This is a genomic window from Glaciimonas sp. GNP009 (assembly GCF_054343755.1).
In genome coordinates this window covers 657,732-678,240 of record NZ_JBTGUV010000004.1, presented here as the reverse complement: position 1 = coordinate 678,240, position 20,509 = coordinate 657,732, and the positions used below count along the sequence as shown (strand labels likewise).

17 protein-coding genes and 2 pseudogenes are annotated in these 20,509 nt (G+C 51.5%); 8 read left to right on the top strand and 11 right to left on the bottom strand.

All coding sequences use genetic code 11. The features are described 5' to 3' along the window. Positions 1 to 236: 236 nt before the first annotated feature. The 3 genes from ACXX82_RS04035 to ACXX82_RS04025 all read left to right on the top strand — a co-directional run bounded on the left by ACXX82_RS04035 (position 237) and on the right by ACXX82_RS04025 (position 2,005). Positions 237 to 587, top strand: a complete 351-nt coding sequence (locus ACXX82_RS04035) for an AraC family ligand binding domain-containing protein (RefSeq protein ID WP_323509598.1) — start codon at positions 237 to 239, stop codon at positions 585 to 587. Further along, positions 512 to 1,075, top strand: a complete 564-nt coding sequence (locus ACXX82_RS04030; RefSeq protein ID WP_458563956.1) for a helix-turn-helix transcriptional regulator — start codon at positions 512 to 514, stop codon at positions 1,073 to 1,075. The genes ACXX82_RS04035 and ACXX82_RS04030 overlap by 76 nt, the downstream gene beginning before the upstream one ends. A 765-nt stretch (positions 1,076 to 1,840) precedes the next feature. Next, positions 1,841 to 2,005 (top strand): hypothetical protein, encoded by a 165-nt coding sequence (locus tag ACXX82_RS04025; protein WP_322232341.1) that lies wholly within the window; start codon positions 1,841 to 1,843, stop codon positions 2,003 to 2,005. Between the two features lie 161 nt (positions 2,006 to 2,166). Here the strand turns inward: ACXX82_RS04025 and ACXX82_RS04020 are convergent, their stop codons facing one another. Together ACXX82_RS04020 and ACXX82_RS04015 are read right to left on the bottom strand one after the other, a co-directional pair. Beyond that, the gene (locus ACXX82_RS04020) at positions 2,167 to 2,823 is read right to left on the bottom strand and encodes an NrsF family protein (RefSeq protein ID WP_322232340.1); all 657 of its coding nucleotides are present in this window, start codon (positions 2,821 to 2,823) and stop codon (positions 2,167 to 2,169) included. Next, the gene (locus ACXX82_RS04015) at positions 2,820 to 3,473 is read right to left on the bottom strand and encodes a sigma-70 family RNA polymerase sigma factor (protein ID WP_323506754.1); all 654 of its coding nucleotides are present in this window, start codon (positions 3,471 to 3,473) and stop codon (positions 2,820 to 2,822) included. Before ACXX82_RS04015 ends, ACXX82_RS04020 begins: the two co-directional genes overlap by 4 nt. Positions 3,474 to 3,606: 133 nt before the next feature. Here ACXX82_RS04015 and bufA1 point away from each other — a divergent pair, with 133 nt between their 5' ends. Genes bufA1 through ACXX82_RS03995 form a run of 4 tightly spaced genes read left to right on the top strand, consistent with a single transcriptional unit; the run spans position 3,607 to position 6,063 of the window. Next, entirely contained in the window at positions 3,607 to 3,927 is a 321-nt protein-coding gene (gene bufA1, locus ACXX82_RS04010; protein WP_322232338.1) for a BufA1 family periplasmic bufferin-type metallophore, read from the top strand. 14 nt (positions 3,928 to 3,941) lie between these two features. After that, positions 3,942 to 4,817, top strand: a complete 876-nt coding sequence (gene bufB / locus ACXX82_RS04005) for an MNIO family bufferin maturase (RefSeq protein WP_323506753.1) — start codon at positions 3,942 to 3,944, stop codon at positions 4,815 to 4,817. Beyond that, a complete protein-coding gene (locus ACXX82_RS04000) occupies positions 4,804 to 5,592 on the top strand; it encodes an HvfC/BufC family peptide modification chaperone (RefSeq protein ID WP_322232336.1) in 789 nt (262 codons plus the stop codon). Before bufB ends, ACXX82_RS04000 begins: the two co-directional genes overlap by 14 nt. Positions 5,593 to 5,607: 15 nt before the next feature. Continuing rightward, positions 5,608 to 6,063, top strand: coding sequence for a DoxX family protein (locus ACXX82_RS03995; RefSeq protein WP_322232335.1), 456 nt, complete (start codon positions 5,608 to 5,610; stop codon positions 6,061 to 6,063). A 347-nt stretch (positions 6,064 to 6,410) separates the two neighbouring features. Here the strand turns inward: ACXX82_RS03995 and ACXX82_RS03990 are convergent. Continuing rightward, a pseudogene (locus ACXX82_RS03990) lies at positions 6,411 to 6,557 on the bottom strand (carboxyvinyl-carboxyphosphonate phosphorylmutase); the annotation flags it as partial. On the opposite strand from ACXX82_RS03990, the pseudogene ACXX82_RS03985 reads away from it, so the two are divergent. After that, positions 6,507 to 7,361, top strand: a pseudogene (locus tag ACXX82_RS03985) (LysR family transcriptional regulator). The pseudogenes ACXX82_RS03990 and ACXX82_RS03985 overlap by 51 nt on opposite strands. A 51-nt stretch (positions 7,362 to 7,412) precedes the next feature. On the opposite strand, the gene ACXX82_RS03980 reads toward ACXX82_RS03985, so the two are convergent. From ACXX82_RS03980 to ACXX82_RS03945, 8 genes are all read right to left on the bottom strand, one after another. Next, on the bottom strand, positions 7,413 to 8,789 hold the full coding sequence (locus tag ACXX82_RS03980) for a TldD/PmbA family protein (protein ID WP_458562461.1): 1,377 nt from the start codon (positions 8,787 to 8,789) through the stop codon (positions 7,413 to 7,415). Next, a complete protein-coding gene (locus ACXX82_RS03975; protein WP_322232333.1) occupies positions 8,786 to 10,249 on the bottom strand; it encodes a TldD/PmbA family protein in 1,464 nt (487 codons plus the stop codon). Before ACXX82_RS03975 ends, ACXX82_RS03980 begins: the two co-directional genes overlap by 4 nt. A 102-nt stretch (positions 10,250 to 10,351) precedes the next feature. Further along, entirely contained in the window at positions 10,352 to 12,100 is a 1,749-nt protein-coding gene (locus ACXX82_RS03970; RefSeq protein WP_458563955.1) for an ABC transporter ATP-binding protein, read from the bottom strand. A 14-nt stretch (positions 12,101 to 12,114) separates the two neighbouring features. Beyond that, the gene (locus ACXX82_RS03965) at positions 12,115 to 13,359 is read right to left on the bottom strand and encodes an ABC transporter permease (RefSeq protein WP_458562460.1); all 1,245 of its coding nucleotides are present in this window, start codon (positions 13,357 to 13,359) and stop codon (positions 12,115 to 12,117) included. A gap of 15 nt (positions 13,360 to 13,374) precedes the next feature. Then, entirely contained in the window at positions 13,375 to 14,313 is a 939-nt protein-coding gene (locus ACXX82_RS03960) for an ABC transporter permease (protein ID WP_322232331.1), read from the bottom strand. Between the two features lie 8 nt (positions 14,314 to 14,321). After that, positions 14,322 to 16,382, bottom strand: a complete 2,061-nt coding sequence (locus tag ACXX82_RS03955; RefSeq protein WP_458562459.1) for a M3 family metallopeptidase — start codon at positions 16,380 to 16,382, stop codon at positions 14,322 to 14,324. A gap of 48 nt (positions 16,383 to 16,430) precedes the next feature. Next, on the bottom strand, positions 16,431 to 18,314 hold the full coding sequence (locus tag ACXX82_RS03950) for an ABC transporter substrate-binding protein (protein ID WP_458562458.1): 1,884 nt from the start codon (positions 18,312 to 18,314) through the stop codon (positions 16,431 to 16,433). A 256-nt stretch (positions 18,315 to 18,570) separates the two neighbouring features. Beyond that, positions 18,571 to 20,361 carry an ABC transporter substrate-binding protein gene (locus tag ACXX82_RS03945; RefSeq protein ID WP_323506749.1) on the bottom strand — a complete coding sequence of 597 codons (1,791 nt, stop codon included), beginning with the start codon at positions 20,359 to 20,361 and terminating at the stop codon, positions 18,571 to 18,573. Between the last annotated feature and the right edge of the window lie 148 nt (positions 20,362 to 20,509).

The window sequence follows — 20,509 nt, the reverse complement described above, 5'->3', positions numbered from 1 at the left end:
ATAGGGTACGTAAACGCTTGTATCTGCTACTCTTATTGAAGATGAGTGCTTGGCGCATCAATTTTTATGACGAAGCGATATCTCTTCTTGGAAAGTTTTGGAATTTGTTTGCGCTGGTCCTGAGACAGAAATTTCCTGCTCTGGAAATCGTATTGCGGAGAGTCTGATGATCCAAATCGCCTCCAGCGAAGAACAACGTTGTTTTCTGGCGAGAGCCGCTACTCGCCAATGCAGAAATGCTGCAGTCGAGCTATCCAACGCACAGATTTCCCGCGCATGCGCACAAGGAATACGCGATCGGGGTGATCGAACGCGGTGCGCGAGCGTTTTCACAAGGCAATGGGCGGCGTTCCGTCATGCCTCAGGGCACGGTCTGCATAGTTAATACCGGCGAGGTTCATGAGGGATGGCAAGCGACGGATGGGGGGTGGGATTATCGTATGCTCTACATTTCTCCTGAGGCGCTTGAAAAAGCGGCCAGTTTGAGTTCGATCCTGGCGCGTCAAACGCGCTGCTGGACGCTCTGCCCGAGGTCATCATGGTACGCACGGCTGGGCGGTCCGACTTTGCCGGGCTGCAAGCATTGATGACAATGTTGCGGGTCGAAACGGAAGCAATGCGGCCGGGCGCGAACGCGGTGATAGCGCAGTTGTCATCTGCACTGTTTGCCTTGGTGATCCGGGCTTGGCTGGAACAGGCCGGCACTATGCCGGGCCTGTTCGCGGTACTGGCCGAGAGGCGCTTGCAGGCGGCACTGCAAGCCATGTTGGCCGCGCCAGAGAAACCCTGGTCGCTGCAGGACATGGCGGCGGCCTGTCACATGTCGCGCGCCACCTTCGCCCGCCTATTCCGTAGCGTTGCAGGCACCACACCTGCAACGATGCTGATGCAGACGCGCATGGCACAGGCTGCGTTATGGCTGGCGCAAGGCAAGCGCTCGGTCGGCGACATTGGAGAAGCGGTCGGGTATCAGTCGGAAGCGGCGTTCAATCGTGTATTTAAGCGTTGTTTTGGTGTCGGGCCCGGCCAATACCGGCGCAGTGCTCGGATAAATCACGATGCCATATGCTCCTGAGACATATAGTGGGCGTCGAAACCTAGCTTGGAAACGAAGAAATTGACAGAGCGCTGAATGTCTAGAGAAGCCAGCACAGGACTGCGGCAACGAAATCGATAACGCTGTTCATTTAGCCCTTCCTCAATGGATGAAGTGTTCACATATTTTTGCATGCAAGTACGCGCCACACAATAGGAAACCGAGCTGTGCAAATAACCACCTCTGCCGCCGAAACGGGTCAGTTAAATCGAAAGTAGTGACCTGCCGCTTTCCGCCTTAACTGAACGCTCGCATAGCTAAATGTCAACACGCCCTCATAAAGCGGGGGGCGATTAAAAATAATTTCCCGTATTCATTAATTAGCCACATCTGGTTGGCGTTCGTGTACGTATATTTAAGTGTAGCAAAGGACTAGTGAGAAAAATGCGTATCTTTTGAGTGGGCGATATCGTCCGGTTCAACGGCGGTGGGCTAACGATGACGGTCAATGAATCGAAGAGGGATGATCGGGTTGTTTGCGTCTCGTTGACACAAGACAAATTAAAAATAACGTCGCTGCATCCAGCGAAGTAAACAATCTCCGTATGAGATGTAAGACTCAGGTAGAACTCAGGGACAAGTAAATAAATAAATTTTCAGTTTATTTTTGTAATGAAGTAGGCGGCATCAAGACTAATCATCATCAGGTACATGCACCATCTCGATAGTGCATGGAATTGGTAAATATTGGTAAATACCTGACGTTCATATTGAACGTCATTCATAAACACAAAGGAGTTTCAAATGAATAAGCTTATTATCTGCACTTTCGCGGCTATCCTCAGCGTTGCATCATTCGGCGTATTTGCTGCTGATGGCATGACCCATGACGCCATGGCAAAAAGACAGACAGGAATGAACCATATGCAATCGTCCACTAATTTTAGCGACCTGTATCACGGGCATTAAATTTTTGCAGTGCAAGTCGACGTAGCTTCTCTCGTGGAAGCTCTGCGTCGAACAGTGTTTCGTTAGATGAAGCTGATCGTTGAACCGGGATAGAGCGGCGCAATTTGATGCCGAGCCATACGAGGTAAGCTACCATTTAGTAACCGTTTTTGTGGATCCGCCTATTCCATCGGTGTGACCCATTCAAACAATCGTTGGCCGTATAGGCGACTCAAACCCAAGAATAATGCTGCAACGCCGAAGTTCAGCATCAGAATCATCAACGTTGCATCGATCTGGTGGAACAGCGACAGAGCGACGGCGGTCGTCGCAGCGACCGCAAGACTAGCCGTCATTGCAATCGGGACTGGATACAACCGCGCGACGTATCGCAACATAATGAGCAGCGACAGCGATAGCGGGATGCTGGTTATTGCCAGTGTCGCAAAACAGCGCGCGGTTTCACCCGGAGACATGCCGTCGGGACCGAAACTGACCCAGGCCGTCAGGCATCCGTAGCCTATCGTAGAAATCCATATCGCAAACGCCGGCATGGGCAAAAGGAGCCAGCGTTTCGAGCGCCCGGGAATACTCCCAATAAACACCGCTGTCGTAGCGAGAACACTTGTCATCAAGGCAGCCGCAACCCCAATGGCGTAAACTGGCTGATGCAGTTTCTGCATCAGATCAGGTCGAACACCATGTCCGACGGCGACCAATGCCAGCATCAACGCCGCAAATAATAGCCAGCACAAAGTCCTCACGGCAGGTGAACGCAAACGCCGCACCGGTTTTACGTTGACGACCAACGATGCTATCAGACTGGAGGTTGATTTCATCTTGAACCCCCTCGTTTGTCGATCAGCTTGCGCAAGTTTTTTAAGGCTCGGTGCGTCGCGACTTTGAGTGCGCTAACCGATATGCCACTCGCGCTCGCCGCTTCCGTTAATGACATTTCTTCTAATTTCAGCATTTGGATTGCATCCCGTTGTCGAGCTGGTAGACGCCCTACAGCGTCGCGGAGCATACTGGCATCGACCGCCTCCTCATGGAGGTTCCTGGTCGAAAAGGTTTCATGTTCCGGGGCAAGCGGTTCCTCGTGCACACTACAACGGCCCTGTCGTCGAAGCTTATCGATGATGCGACGGTTGGCGATAGTCACCAGCCAAGGACCGAACGGTCGAGCCGGATCGTACGTATGACGCACAGTGTGGACGGTCAGCAAAATATCTTGCACCACATCTTCGACATCGCTCCCATTTTCGATCTGACGAGATGCGAGTACCCGTAAATAAGGAGTGACCTGCTCTAGCAGAAGACAATAAGCATCACCATCTCCTCCTTGTGTTCTGGCCATATAAACGGACCAGTCGAGCGTGCCATCCGGCCGGCTATCTGGTGAGCGCTCCGGGTGATCGGGCGTGGCCCGGCCCTGAGGCTTCTGTACAAGACTCAAAGCGGGTTTGGCACGCTGGATTTTGGATGACATTCGCGAATTTTGCACCTTGAAGAAGATTCTGTCGCGAAAAATAAATTTTGTTTGCCACGTAACCTTTCGTCGTCTGTCAGCGAATTTACTCATAAGATCACGCTTTTGTGACCCAACTTCAGGAGAATACAAAATGAGCAAACAACTATCAACCGTTTCGTCTCTGACGGCCGCAGTTACGTTGGCACTGACCATGCAAGCATTACCGGCGCAAGCGCAAGGAATGAAAGATATGGGGACCATGCCACAGGTTGTCAAAGACAATATGATGAAGATGACAAAAAACAAACTTGAGAAGTGTTATGGCGTCAATGCAGTCGCAAAGAACGATTGTGCCCAGGGCGCCCATTCTTGTGCCGGTCAGGCTACTCAGGCGCGTGATGTGAAATCGTTCGTGTTGCTCCCGGCTGGGGATTGCTCCAAAATCCAGGGCGGTCAACTGCAGGCTAGCTAAGGTCTCGCCAGCGTATGCACGTTTCCTCCGTCAGCGCACAGAGTGCGCTCAACCCGATCCCGGCCAAAGCAGGTATAGGGTTGCGTTTCCGCCATCACCAGGCGGTCATCGACGAACGTCCGGAGGTCGCTTGGTTCGAAGTACACACCGAGAACTATATGGGTGGAGGCGTTGCGCCACGCGACTTGGATACCATTCGTCGTGACTATCCGATCTCTTTGCATGGAGTCGGTCTTTCGATCGGCAGTGCCGAGGGGCTGGACCGTGACCATCTGGCAAGGGTGCGCAGTGTTGTCGATCGGGTTGAGCCGGGACTGATCTCTGAACATTTATCTTGGAGTGTCAGTGGTGGTACTTATTTGCCTGACCTGTTACCGCTGCCGATGACTGAAGAAGCGCTCGATATCGTTTGCCGCCATGTAGAGCAGGTACAGGCTTACCTGAACCGGCGCATCCTGCTCGAAAATCCATCGACTTATCTGCGTTTCCGGCATTCGACGATTCCAGAGTGGGAATTCCTCGCGCATGTGGCGCAACGAACTGGGTGCGGCATTCTCTGTGACGTAAATAACATCTTTGTCAGCGCCAGCAATCACAATTGGGACCCGATGACCTATCTTTCTGCTTTACCGCCAGCAGCGATCGGCGAAATCCATTTGGCTGGACATAGCGTGCGTCAACTCGACCACGGCCGTATTTTGCGCGTCGACGACCACGGTTCGCCCGTCGCGCCGGCGGTCTGGGCACTGTATCGGGAAGCACTCCGGCGTTTCGGCCCAGTTCCCACGTTGATCGAATGGGATACTGACGTACCACCAATGCACATATTGATGGAAGAAGCCGCTACCGCTGAGATGGCACTGGAGAAGCAACGACATGAATGCGCATAATCCAACGCTGCGCGAACTGCAACATGCGATGCACAACAGTCTGCGTAAGCCAGCAGATAACGGTCTGTCGGCCTATATACGCGCCGATGGATGGTCAGTTGAGGAGCGACTCAACATTCACCGCAACACGACTGTGAGCGCACTCGCAACGGCACTACGTTTATCCTATCCGATTATCGCGCATCTGGTTGGAGCCGAATTCTTTGAGGGGGCCACGCGCCTGTTCTCCGATCAGGCTGCGCCAGACAGCGCGCTGCTGGACGAATATGGCGCAAATTTCCCTGAATTCCTCGCAAAACTTCCGCAGGCCGCATCGTTACCCTACCTGCCGGATGTCGCCCGCCTTGAATGGCAGGTTAGTAATGTGCTACATGCACAGGATGCAATCCCGCTAGAAATCGCGCGCCTCGCCCAGTTGAATGAAGCCGAGCTGTTGCAGATGTGTTTTGTAAGGCACCCGGCAGTCACATTGCTGCACTGCACATTTCCGGCAGACACAATCTGGTACGCCGTTCTGGAGCGCGATGACAACGCCATGACAGCGATCAATCTCGCAGATGGTCCGGTCTGGCTACTGGTGCACCGCACAGAGAGCAGCATCCATGTGGTGCGCTTGAGCGAGGATGAATGGCGTTGCACGACCGCACTGTTTTCCGGGCAGCCATTGCACGCAGTTCTGACGATCGCACCTTGTGCCGATACGCATGCGCTGCTAGCCGCCCACCTGATACGTGGATGCTTTACCGACGTCCGTCTATCAGCGTTCGCACCTTAATTCAAGAAGAAACCGATGACATCCTTACCACAATCTACCCCCCCTTCCACGCTCCATGAGAGCGGTCCGCGCCAATGGTTAGACCGTGTTCCCCACACTCTCCTGGCCATTCCACTGCGCATCGCCATTGCCACGGTGTTCTGGAACTCTGCGATGACCAAGCTCGCCAATTGGAATACTGCGATCGAACTGTTCCGGGAAGAATACCGGCTGCCTTTCTTGCCACCGGAACTCGCAGCCTATATGGCGGCGTCCATCGAATTGACTGCGCCCGTATTGCTGCTGCTGGGACTGGCGACGCGGCCCGTGGCTTTCGTATTACTGGGGATGACCGCCGTCATTGAAGTATTTGTCTATCCTCAGGCGTGGCCCACGCACATTCAGTGGGCTGCCATGCTGCTGGTGTTGATATGCCGCGGCGGCGGGAGTTGGTCTCTAGACCATTGGTTGTGGAAGCGATGGATCAGGTAGCCTACCGTAGGGGACATACTGATCCGGCTTTGTCGACGCTCGAACAGTCGCTGACGGTCATACCTAGTACACCAATCAATACGATATTAAATAATCGTCTTGAAATCATCGTATCTGCTCCTTAAAAAAACTAATCCAGATTCAGCATATTTATACCGAGGCCTTTTTATGGTTTCACCATCGTAGACAGGTCTATTTAGTGTGGATGCTCAGAGTGCAGATTTATAACGGGGGACCGCGATTATTAAAATGCCCTGTCAAATTCAAAAACGCTATGAATGCTCTGTCTCACACTACGCTTTCCAATGGGATGGGTTTTCGGCATCAATAAATACACGACCAACCAAAGTTGGTGTCTTACCGCCGATGACAATGTTAATTAAATCCGGCGTCTCGAATAGCGCTCGTAACCTCTGGTTATCAGTGTCAGCTTCGACGAATCGATGCGCACGTTCAATTGCCGCTTCGATGCCATACATGGCGTAGGCATCGGTATTAAGCTGGACGTGGCACAGCCCGCGCAAAGCCAGGCGTTAGGTCGAATGAAAAAAATTGGGAGTAAAGTTGTTTGAGTGGTCGCGGCGCTGTGCTGACCGACGCGGGAGCGTCAATGATCGATGATATCTGCCTGAGTATGGCGAGAATCGACTCAGCCGCCATCAGGGCGCGGGACATTGGGACCCATCGCGCTGGTCGTTATCGATTGACTTTGTATCAGCGGTCCTGTTCGATACTTTGCCGCGTGCTCTCGCTGCGCTACGTGTTGCGTTGCCTGGCGTGGATCTCGTACTGCGTGAGATGAGTATCGAGGAGTAGGCAAGGGCGCTCGAAACCGGAGAAATTGATCTTGGACTACTGCATACACCAGTGACTTTAGTCGGAAAAATGAATGAGAAGCTGATCCGTCGCGACCCTTTGGTTGCTGTCCTGCCGACAGTAATTTCCGTCGGCATCAATCATAAAATATCACTTTAAGAGTTGGCCAAAGAAGGACTTGTCTGGTTTTCCGAGAAACAATTGCCGCAACTACGTGCTGGTATTCTCAGCACCTTTCGGCAAGCTGGTATCGAACTTCAGATTGTGCAGGACGTAAATCGGACCTTAACGGTGATTCCTGCGTAGTAGCAGGCTGCGGATTCTCCTTGCTTCCTGGGACGGTACGTTCCATGCGATTTCACGGCGTACAATTTTGTGAAGTTGAGCACGGTCAATTATTGCCACAATTTGAACTCAGTGCCATCTGGCCAGCAAGATCACGTCTCACGTTAGCAGACCGTTTTGCAGCGCTGATTCCATAAGTGACTTGAACGGATCGGGTCTACATAGCTCAATTTTGAAATACAACTTCTCTACAAAACAAAATTCACATCACTAATCAACGCCCCAGGTAACCGCGTACTTCCAACTCGTCGCTCACCATAAGACTCGCCATCGATCAACAATTCCCGCTCTTGCGTCAAGCCAAGCAATTTATTTCCCAACAGCCGAAATAACGAATCATCGAATCTCATCACATTTAACGGTGCTTTAATTTTCCCATTCTCTACCCAGAATGTGGCAAAGCGCGTCATACCCGTGATACGGCAATTGGCGCGGTCTGAAAAATTCAGGTACCACAAATTACTGATAAAAATGCCAGTACCGAGCTCCGCCAACACATTCGCTAACGCTAAATTACCCGCAGCAAGATCAAGTGACGAAGTCATTTCTTCAGCATTGGCGCCGTTATTGGCGATGTCATATTCTAGTGCGGTGCGTGGTGAGATCATGCTGCCGGTCAGCTTGCCGTGTTCAAGTAACTTCAGTTGATCAGGCTTGATAAAGCCATCTTGCTGAAAGCCGGGAGCAACACCGTTGAGGGTATCTTCGATCAGCATCACTGCCGGATTCAATTCCAGACCCTCATCACGCATGCGTTGTAATGCACTTTGCTTGGTCCGGAGAGATTTCTCTGATAGGCCCGACCAGTTCAGCATGCTGAACAATTCGTTGAGCGCAGTCGGCGTCAGATAAACGCGATAGGCGCCGGGTTTAACAGTCATCGCCGGGCGCTGCAGCAGCGCGAGTTGCGCTTTGGCGCTGGCTAATTTGGCCTGAAATGTCTGAGCGTCCCATTGCAAACCGGCATAGGAGGTTTTCACGGCCTTATCGCGGTTTTGGTACAGACTCCAGTCGAGATTAAAGGTGGCGGTTTGATGCCAGTTACGCTGACCGAAGGAATTGGCAAAACCGCGATACACGGGACCGGCAGCGAGAATTCCGACCAGATCGGTACCGACTGCGGCGTTCAATACCTGATCGACAATGGCGGCGCTGCTCGGCAATGATGAGGGAACAATGTGTTCGGTGTTGCGAATCTCTTGCGAAAATAACAGATATGGATCATCCGGCAGATCATCCAGTTGCGCCCGCAATTGACCAAGCATACGGATGCATTGCGCATTGTCAGTCGCCAGATCGCCGCCGAGCGTGGCACTGCTTTCGGCATGGCGTTTACCGTTGATCAGACGCAATGATAAACGCATCTGATGGACGTGACCCGGTTGACGGATCAAACTCTGATTAAAGCGCACGAAGTCGGTCGCTTCCGCAGAAAACCAGCAAGTGAATTGTTCTGAACCATGCATACGGCTTTGGACGAGTGCTGCCAAATCATAAAAATATTGCTGCATGTGGTTGGTGAGCGGGTCTGCCGGAGATTGAATCGGTTCTATGATGTTGGTCATGCTGCATCCCCTCCAAACACGGCAATATTGCTGAACAGACAGGCGGGCGATGCGTGGCCGACCCGAATCACTTGTGATGGTTCGCCTTTACCGCAGAACGGCGTGCCCATTACATTGAATGTAGATTGGTCGCCAACTCCTTTTAACGAGCGCCAGAAACTTTCCGAAATGCCGCGATAATTAGGGTTTTTGACCACGCCTTTGAGTTCGCCATTTTCTATCAGGCGACCAGTTTCGCAGCCAAATTGAAACTTGTTGCGTGAATCATCAATCGACCAGGAGACGTTGGTATCCATCAATACACCGCGCTCGACCGATCCGATCAGATCTTGCAATGAACTGCTACCGGGTTCTATATTTAGATTCGCCATACGATCTATTGGTGGCCGGTTCCAGCTACAAGCGCGGGAGTTGGCGACGCCGTCAATACCGGCGCGGGCTTGAGAAATCGATCCACCGAGTGGCTTTTTAAGAATGCCGTTTTGGATCACGAAGCTCCGTTCCGCCGGACTGCCGTCATCGTCCCATTGATAGCTGGCGAATTGGTCGACACGGTTTGGATCGTAGGTCACATTAAGTAATTCTGAACCGTACTGAAAAGCGCCGAACATATCTAACGTCACAAAGCTGGTTCCCGCGAAGTTGCGCTCATCACCCAGAATACGATCCAGTTCAAGCGGATGGCCAATCGATTCGTGAATTTGCAACATCATTTGTTCCGGCATCAAGAGTAAGTCCATGATCCCGGTCGGGCAGTTTGGCGCAGCCAATAACGCCAACGCCTGTTCAGCGATACGTTGGCCCGAGCCATCAAAACCAGCCGCGCTCAGCACTTCCATATCGCCTTGCCGACAGTAACCATTATATTGGCCGCCCAAACTGCGGGTTTGTGTGTCGCCACCTTGATTGGCGGTTGCTGCCAGATTGGGCATAACGTAATGAAATTGCTGGAGAACGTCGGCACCGTCGGCGCTGATATAAAGCTGGTCGGTTGTTATTGTGCCAAACGCCGCATACCAGTCGACAATACGGCTATCGATTCGGCAAGCCGTGGACTCGCGTAACAGCAACGCAATGACGTCCTTGCGTGACCATGTGCTGGCGAGGGTGGCGCGATTTTGTTCGCCGGCTCCCGGTCCAGCATAGTGGCCAACCGGACGTGGCATGAGGATGTGCGAATAGTCGACTACTGAACGTCCCGCGCTGGCCTCAGCCCAATCTTTGGCGCGTCGCAAAGCCTCTTTCAGCCCGTTCTCACTAAGGTCGCTGGTGGCAGCGTAACCATAACCGCCGCGATGTATGACCGTAAGCATCGCGCCACGATCCGAGCGGTGACTGATGGGTTGCAAAATGTCCTGGCGGACCATGATGTGTTCGCTGGTTTCATCCACCAGACGCAACGAACAAAAATCTACAGCGGGCGCAAGCCGCTTGAAAAGGGCGCGAATATTATCGTACAAGAATCACCTCATGAGTGTGTACAAAAAGAGTAACCGATTGTGTCGGTTGCCGTCGATTGCAATACAAAAAAATTCCTGCAATCAATCTTCAGTGATGTAAATCTAGTGCTGTAACCCACGCGGAATGGCACTCAGTAAAGAGCGCGTATAAGCATTGGTCGGATTGCGATATAGCTCATCCGAGTTTGCCAGTTCGACTACCACGCCCTGATGCATCACCATGACCTGATCGGCGATGTATTTCACGACTGCCAGATCATGAGAAATAAAGATGTAACTCATGCCGAACTCTTCTTGTAGATCCTGTAATAAGTTCAAAACCTGCGCTTGGACCGAGACATCCAGCGCCGACACCGACTCATCACACACTAACACTTCGGGTTTGAGTGTGAGACAACGGGCGATGGCAATACGTTGTCGCTGACCACCAGAGAATTCATGCGGATAGCGGTGGAATGCAGCGGCTGGCATGCCGACTTTTTTCAATAGTTGCAGCGCCATGTCGACGCGCTCTTTATCGTCGCGACCAATCTGATGAATCCGCATCGGTTCCAGCAAAATTTGTCCGACGGTAAAGCGCGGATTGAGTGACGCATACGGGTTTTGAAAAATAATCTGAATCCGTCGTTTATAGGACATGAATTCTTTATTCGACATCGCCAATATATCTTTTCCCTGGAACAAGGCTTGTCCGCTAGTGGCTTGATGCAGGCGTAATAAGGTCAGGCCGACGGTGGTTTTCCCCGAGCCGGATTCGCCCACGACACCGAGGGTTTTTCCGCGTGCCAGTGTGAAAGAAACATCCTGAACAGCTTTAAATTCTTTGCGTCCGAATAGTCCCTGGCGGGAGTAAAAACTTTTGCCAAGATTGCGCACGTCCAGCAGAATTTCTTCTTTGCCGGTCAGGCCACGACTTCGTTGCTTGGCAGTCAGCTCCGGATGATCAATTTCTGGATTGCCATTCATATAGTCGCTGATCACGGGCAAGCGCCACGGGCGGCTATCCAGCGACGGTCGGCATAATAGAAGCGCCTTGGTATAGGCATCTTGCGGTGCTTCAAAAATTTGCCGGGTAGTCCCTTTTTCGCGGACTTCGCCGTTGCGCATGACGATCACTTCATCTGCAATTTCGCCCACCAACGCCAGGTCATGGGTGATGAACAGGACTGACATCTTGTGGCGTTTACGCAGCGCTTCGATCAAATCGATAATCTGCTTTTGGATCGTGACATCGAGCGCAGTGGTCGGCTCGTCGGCGATCAGCAATTTTGGTTCGCACGCAATGGCGATGGCGATCATGACGCGTTGCTGCTGACCGCCGGACAATTGATTGGGAAAAGCATCTATTCGGGTTTCTGGCTCAGGAATCCCGACCTCTTTTAACAACGCGATCGCGCGGATACGTGCCGCTTTGGCGTTCATACCCATATGTTGCTGCAATACCTCGCCAATCTGAAAGCCGACGGTGAACACCGGATTGAGCGAGGTCATTGGCTCTTGAAATATCATCGAGATATCTTTGCCGCATAATTGACGTCGTTCAGTCGGGGACAGCGTTAATAAGTCGCGGCCTTCAAACAAGACGCTGCTGGACGGGCCAATGCTGGCGCTATCCGGTGACAACAATCCCATCACCGCCAGCGAACTGACCGACTTACCACTGCCGGATTCACCGACTAAGGCGACCGTCGTGTTGCGCGCAATATTGAAAGAAATTCCTTTGACTGCTTCGACCGTGTTCTTTTTGTCGGTACGAAAGCTCACGCGCAAATCGCGTATTTGCAGCAATGGCGCTTCCAGCACTGTTGTTGGCAGTTCTGGTGCAACGTTCAAACTATTCGGATGCAGCATATTCATGGCGATTCCTATTTTAATTTCGGATCTAGTGCATCACGCAACGCATCGGTGAACAGCGAAAATGCTGTAACCAGAATTGCCATCGCGATACTTGCGGCGGCGAGTTGCCACCACTTGCCAAGAATTAATTCGTTTTGTGCTTCGTTTAACATGCTGCCCCAAGACACCACGCCGACCGGTACACCAAAACCGAGGAAGCTCAGAATCACCTCCGACTTGATGAAGCCGACTACAAGGATCGACAGTTGCACCAACGCCACGTGACTGATATTGGGGAAAATATGTGAAAACATTTTTCGCCAGTGCGAAGCACCGATGGCATCTGCCGCCATCACGTATTCGCGCGTTTTATGTTTCATGTATTCGGCCCGGATCAGGCGGAACGTGCCGGTCCAGCCGGTCAGGCCCAAAATCAGCACAATCGTCAGCACACCTTTTTGTTGTAGCACCGCCGCCACCGCCAAAATCAGCAGCAAATAAGGTACAGAGGTGAAGATGCTATAGAACCAGTTGAAGACATCATCCACCCAGCCGCCGAAGTAACCCGATATCGCCGCAAAAACGGTCCCAAGCACAGTCGCCAGCAGCGCGGCAACCAACCCGACTACGATAGAAGTTTCAGCGCCCTTAATCGTTTTCTTGATAATATCGCGGCCCCATTTATCAGCACCAAACAGCAAAGTAGTTCTGCGGGCGACCGTCGCTTTGGTGCCATCCTGTGCCAGTTTGCTGCGAATGGTGGTCAGCTCGGATTGCAGCGGATCGGTGATGCCATAATCATTGGCAACCACCGGGGTAGTAGGCGCGACGGTTTTGCTAGCGCGTAATGTGCGAAGAACGTCGGCCAACGGATCGAGTGGGTTATCGGGTAGCGGCTCTGCGACGATGGCGTTGGGATTGCCGCCATTGTCCGCTATCGCTTGCGCACCCATGAAGGATGGCGGCGCATAATTAACGGCCACCTCATCACTCCAGTCGCTGGCTATCAAACCGGTGCTGGAGAGTATGAGTACCAAAAAATATAATCCGACGACACTCAGCGAGACCATGGCGACCCAGTCGGCACGCAAGCGACGCCACGCCAACGCCCATAAACCCGGCGATGGCTCCGATGTCAGCAGAGTCGGTGTTGCAGCGGTGGCGTTGGCAGAAGCGTTAGCAGCGGCAATAGTGGTAACAGCGTCAGGCGGAATCGTTGCCGCCGCCTTTGCTGCCTCACTTTTTCTCTTTTTAAAATCCACGATAATAGACATAGCGATAGTGCTTTCTTACTTCAGCTGAACGCGTGGATCAACCGCCTGATACATCAGATCGGTCAACAGATTGAACAGCATGGTGGCAGCGGCTACGTACACTGTGATTGCCTTAATCACAGGAAAATCGCTGCGCTCGACCGCCAAAATCACCTCTCGCCCAATGCCTGGAATCGAAAAGAAGCGTTCGATCAAGAACGCGCCAATCAGCAATGCTGGCAAATTGGACATCACATTGGTAATGATAGGAATCGCCGCATTGCGCAAAACGTGGACCCACATAATGCGTTTTTCGGTCAAGCCTTTGGCCCGCGCTGTTCGTACGTAATCCTGATTGATTTCGTCCAGCACGAATGTCCGATATAAACGTAAACTAGGCGCGATACTGACCGCCAGCCCAATGAGAATTGGCAGTGCGGAATAGTGGAACAGATTCTCGGTGAAGCTACTACCCCATCCTTGTACCGGAAACATGCCAAGTTTGTAGGCAAACCAGTACTGGAACAGAATGATGTACACGAGAATACTGATCGACATCCCTATGGTGCAAGCAATCATCACCATCCGATCCGTGATCGAACCGCGTACAAATGCGACCGCCAGCGCTAACGCGACTGCGATAAACGTTTCCAGAATAGTCAGTGGAATCAGGACGGTCAATGATGGACCAAGGCGCGTCAGGATCACGTGAGAGACAGATTCGCCCGTGCTCCAGCTAGCGCCAAAATCAAAGGTGACGATCTGTTTGATGAAAATCCACAACTGGACGATATAAGGCTGATCGATCCCAAGTTGAGCACGGATGTTGGCGATCTGTGCAGGATTTGACATCTTGCCAGCCAAAATATACGCAGGATCTCCTCCAACCCAGTTGAACAAGAAGAATACCAATACGATGACGCCCAGCATCGTCGGTACCATTTGCCATAAGCGGCGCAGAATATAAGCGGTCATGGACGTCCTTATTGCAGGCGCTGGCCGGAAATTTCAGCAAAGAATGCTTTGCTGTTGGGCGCGCGCCCAAGGAAAGTGCGGACCATTTCATTGCCTGATGTTTCGCCGCCGCGTGACAAGATGGTGTGGCGATAAAACTGGCCAACCTCTGGATTCATAAGCTTACCGTTATAGCGCGACAGCATGTCCAGTGCCAATACTTCTGACCACATATAACCGTAGTATCCGGCGGCGTAGCCACCCATCAGATGTCCGAACTGTCCTGGAAACTCAGTTCCCGGAACATAGCCGAGCGGCGTCGAACCTTCCATTTGTTGCCAAATCGCTAAGGGCTTTTCAGTTGCCGCTTGATCGTTGTGAATGCGCATGTCGTAACTGGCGTAAAGAAGTTGGCGGGCATAACGTATGCCGCGCCCATAATTATGGGCCGCAGTCATTCTCTGCACTAGGGCATCGTCGACTGTCGGGCATGGGGTTTTGCAATAACTTGACAATAATACCAAGGACTCCTTACGGCGTGCCCATTCTTCGTACATTTGTGACGGCGCTTCAACAAAATCCAGCTCTACGTTAGTTCCTGCCTGACTAACGTATTTGGCACGCGACAGCACGCCATGCAACACGTGACCGAATTCATGGACCAAGGTTTCCAATTCGTCGCTGTTCAAGCCATGACGATCAAAGTTGGTGACCAACACTGAAATCGGTGTGCGATGAACGAGGGTGCTGACACCGCGCGTGCCCCACGCGGCGGCATGACCGTATTTGCCCGCACGTGGATACAAGTCCAGATAAATGCCGGCAATACGCATTTTTGTTTTGATATCGACAACATCGTAATAGTGTACTTCCGGGTCCCAGACCGGTACTTCGGTCCGTATAAACTCCACCCCGTACAACGTGCTCGATACACCCAGAATCCAGGGCACAGCCGCATCAGTCGGAAAATATTGGCGAAGCGCTTCCTGATCGAGGTTATAGCGCGCCTGTTTGAGTTTTTGTTGCCAGTAGTCGAGGTCCCAACGCGATAACGTCGTCTCTGCGAGCGGGGTTTTTAGGGTCTCCGCTTTGTACGCACGCAGTTCTGCGATTTCCTTGCGTTCCAACTGGGTGACCGCGCCCTTTACTTCATCCAGAAATGCATAGACTGCCTGTGGCGACTTAGCCATACGGCGGCGTAACACCAAATCAGCATAGCTAGGAAGATCGAACAGGCCGGCCATCTCATGGCGCAGATCCATTGCTTGCTTTAGCACGTCGAGATTTGCTGGCGTACCATGATTCTCAAATGCCATTTGATAGCGTCGTCGCGCGTCACTATTATCTGCCGATTCCATGAATGGCTTGTAATCCGGATAGTCGAAGCCTAACTGATAGTTGCCCTGATCATCTGGTTTGACGCGTGCCATATAAGCAACCGGCAGGCCTTGCATCTCGGCTTGCGTGAATGTCACCTTTTGGGTATTGTCGCGAATGTTGCGGGCAAATTCCTGACTTAATGTTTCCAGTTTTTCGAGGATAGCCTTTAGCCGCGCACGCTTGACTGAAGGCAATGAGACGCCGGCATCCTCAAAACTATACAGAATATCCTGACGTAATTTTTGCGCGACTGGATCGTCCGGTCGTATGGCTTTGAAGCGGGCGTATTGGTTCTCGTTTTGCAGCAGTTCAGTTGAGAATTTATTCAGTTCGATCAAACAGGCTTCAGTTGCGCTACGCACCTTTGGGTCGGGCGATACATTATTGAGAATATCAACCGGACCTTGCAAATCTTCGATAGTGATTTGCAGGGCGTTCCAGTCGGCCAGGACGCTTTTGGTATCGTTGGCATGGGCTGCGGGTTGCTGCTCGATGGTTGACACGCGCTGCCGCAGTGCAGTTAATGTTCTTGTGCACACCGGTGTGATTTCTTCTGCCTCCAGTAACGGAATCAAAGGTCGCAGGGTTGGCGATTGCATGCTCTTCGGCGCCGCAGTTGGATGTGCGACCGCTGGATTTAGTGCCATTCCAGCCAATGCCAACGTGGATAACGTTTTAGAAGCTGTCCAGAAAAATGATGATGATTTCATGCACTTCTTTCAAAAAATTTGAGAGAACTTCAGCAAAACTAAAGCACACTATTTGCGCTTTTCAATATCAAAATACATCCACTCGATCGGCAATATCGGATGCTTTTTAAAGCCGATAACGCGTGGTTGCGCCAGCATGTTGCGATAGCGGGCATAGCCAGGACGAATCGGTGCATAGACCTCTAAAATGCGCGCCATTTTGTGATACAGCACGTCACGCTCAGGACTGGCTGGCATTTTTTGCGATTCGGCATATAACGTGTCGTACTCAGGAATCTTCGAGCAGCCGTTATTGTTCTGATAGATATTCGGGCCATAGAACAATTGCATGAAGTTGTCGCCATCGGGATAGTCAGCTATCCATGGTGCGGTACGAGTTTGCAACTGACATTGTTTTTCCGCCTTCAAAATATCCGGAAACGGCTTCAAATCGCCAAGCATATGAATATGAATCAGATCGTAGGTCTTCTTCCACATCTCGGACTGTTGTTGTCCCAGCGAGTCGGCGCGGGCGGTGTAGCGTATCTGTAAGGGCTTGCCATCTGGCAGAGTGCGCCAGCCATCTTTACCAACTTTGTAGCCGAACTTATCGAGTAGGGCGTTAGCCGCATCGGGTTCGAATTGGATGCTGCTTTTGTAGTTCGGGTCGTAGCCAATGACACCGGGCGGGATCGGGTATTCGAGTGGAATTGCTTCGTCATTCCAGACGATCTTGATTTCTTCACGGACATTGTGGGCCATCGCAATCGCACGGCGCAGAGCGATTTTCTCTTTGCTCATTCCACCCAAAACAGGATCACGCATATTCCAATAGGTATAGCTGATCTCTGGATCGACGATGCGCGATAGCTGGATACCTTTTTTGATCAACTCCGGTTTCAGCTTGCCATCCAATAGCGCTTGTGGGGCGAGCGGTCCCTCTAGCTGAAAGAGGTCAATTTCATCTTTCTGAAAAGCCAGCCAACGCGATTGGTCTTCTACCATCACGCTGATTTCGATCCGACCGATTTGCGGCATGTGCTTGCCTTGCATTTGCGCGACGATACGTTGATCGTCGGGATCACTACCTGCCTTGAAATCCCAGATATAACCGCGATAGTCAGGATTGGCCGACAGCACGATACGTGATCCACGCACCCATTGCGTCAACAAATAAGCCCCGGTTCCTACCGGATTTGCCATCACCTGACCTTGCGCGTCACGATATTTCTCCACCACTTCGCGTGCCATAGCACCGGTCGGTTGGTGAGCTAGTATCATGCCGAGGTTAAAATCAGGCTGTTTCAGATTGATGCGCAGGGTGTAACGATCAAGCAATTCAAGACCGTGAATGTTGGAGTCATAATTGAAGCGATTGGTTTTTCTGGCATCGGTCGCCAGTTCATCCAGTCCGATGACTTTTCCTTCAAGCAGCCAGGCTTGCGGAGAGCTGAGTATGGGATCAAGCAGACGCTTGTAGGAATACACATAGTCAGCCATCGTCAGCTCGCGCCTCTTGCCGTTGAAGGCGGGATCGGCAGAAAAATAGATCCCCTTTTTTAAGCGAATGGTATAAGTCTTACCATCCGCGGATACCTCGGGCAGCGCCTCCGCTGTGAGTGGCACCAGCTTGGCAGGCCTTGCCAGATAATCGTAAGTAAAGAGCGGTTCGAATACCGATTGATTCACCACCTGCGAATACAGATCACGCGTCATCGCCGGATCAAAACCGGTTTCCGCCGCTGGAATGACATAGCGCAACACCTTGCCCGGATCGGCTGGTGACGTAGGTGCCGCACTAGCCGTGTGCAGCGGTAAGGCGAAGATCACCGCGATACACAAGCTGACGACGCTCAAGCCACCGCCCAGATTGGCGCAAAGGCGACCAAAGCGACCACCTGATTCGGCAGATCGGTGAAGTGAAAGCGGTCTACGGTACGATGATGAATGCATTATTTTTAAAATCTCCATATTGCAACGATGTTGTCTTTTGCTAATAAAACTGTATCGGCCATTTAAGTACGCGACTTTTTCGGGCAACCTACCTTTGGGACTTACGGAAAACCGTCCCAGCAAGGCGTCCCGACGAAGACAGCACGCGAGTGCGGCAAGGAAAGCACAACGCCGCTGGGGCGATTTTCCGTAAGTCCCAATAGTGCGGCGAGGAAAGCACAACGCCGCTGGGGCGATTTGGGGTAAGCCCTCAAAGTTAGTGTTTTTGGATGTCTAGATATTCCCAGTCCGCATGCAAAATAGGATGCTTTTTAAAGCCCTTCACCCATGGACGGATTACCCAGTTGCGAAAGCGTGAGAGATGCAATACTTGTGCGGTATCCGCTTCGATTTGGCGCTCCATCAAATTGTAAAATACTTGCCGCTCGGGGCCATCGGGTAATACCCTCGCTTTACGATAAGCATCGTCAAATGCGGGGGACGCATAGCAGCCGAGATTGCCTTGCCCAGCATTCGGCCCATAAAAACTTTCTAGAAAATCGGAGCCATCCGGGATGCTGGCGGTTCCACCGAGACCCCACATCATCAACTTGCATTCAGATGCGGCTTTGAGATTGTCGGCGAAATTACTGACTGGAAAATCAGTACGTAGGCCGATTTCATCCAGAGAGCGTTTCCAAATTTCCATCCGAGCTTGATCTGCGGATGAGGCGGTCGAAAAAATTTTGATTGTGAAGGGTTTGCCATCCGGCATATTGCGATAGCCATCCGAACCTTTGCCGTACTTGAAATAGTCCAGCAGCTTATTTGCCAGATTAGGATCGTAAGCAATACTGCTACGATATTTCGGATCATAGCCAGCGACACCGGGCGGCACTTCCGATTGCGCTTTGGTGGCCTGACCAAATCGCACCAGTCTAATTTCATCATCAAGGTTATAGGCCATGGCAATGGCGCGACGCAGTGCGATTTTCTCTTTTGTATAACCGCCAACGATAGGGTCTTTAAAGTTGAAGATAGTATGCGTAATTTCTGCCCCGACAAAGCGATATAGAGAGACGCCTTGGGATGTGTACTGCGGTTTAAGCACGTCTTTATTTAATGCTTTTTCAACTGAGCTACCGGCTAGTTCACCGATATCCAGTTGCCCGCTATCAAAGGCCAGCCAGCGTGGCTGTTCTTCTTCAATGATGCTGATTTCAACTCTGCCGACTTGTGGCATATGTTTGCCCTGCATATCCTTGATGACTTGTTTATCCCACGCATCCCCGGAAGATTTGAAATTCCAGATATAACCCCGATAGTCAGGGTTTGCTTCCAGCACAATCTTGCTACGCGGGACGTATTCTTTTAGAAAATAGGCTCCGGTCCCGACCGGATGCCGGCCCGAGTCCGCACCATATTTTTCAATCACTTCACGTGCTACCGCACCAGTTGTCGAGTGTGCCAACAGATAGAGGAATGTCTGATCGAGCGCATTGAGCTGGATCCGCAACGTATAACGATCCAGTGTTTCAAGCCCCGCAACCGGCGCATCGTAATTGAACTGTCCTAATTTTTTTGCTTCCTCGACGATTGCATCGAGGCCGACAATTTTTCCTTCAAATGAACTAGCCTGCGGCGAGCGATTTTTTGGATCAAGGACGCGCTTGATGGAGTACGCATAATCTTGTGCCGTCAATTCTCGTCGTGCCCCGTTAAAAGCTGGGTCCGGGGTGAAAAATATGCCCTTCTTTATATGGAAGACATAAGTTCGCCCATCCTTGCTGATTTCCGGCATGGCCTCAACCGTCTTTGGAACCAATTTAGCCGGTCTCGCCAAATAGTCGTAGGTCAGCAAACTCTCATAGATCGCTTCACCAACCCATGTTGAATAAAGACTGTTGTTTGTGCGGACCATATCGAATCCATCGTCGGCTGCTTCAAACGCAACATGTACGACTTTAGACAGGTCTGCTGGATTTGATGCAGTACCTGCTGCATTTGCAACTATCAATATGCAAAGAGGTGCGAGCAGTAAATGGCCTAGTCGTTTAGAAATCCGCATCTTTATTTCCCTTTTTTGGCCTTTTATAAAGCTTGTTTTATGGTGCCGTGGCGTTAAAAAACGCTATGTAAACAATATCTTAAAGAGCGTTTGTAAGGTGCTTAAAAGCGCACTCAAAAGTACATTTGTATTGTTGCCATTGTGAAAG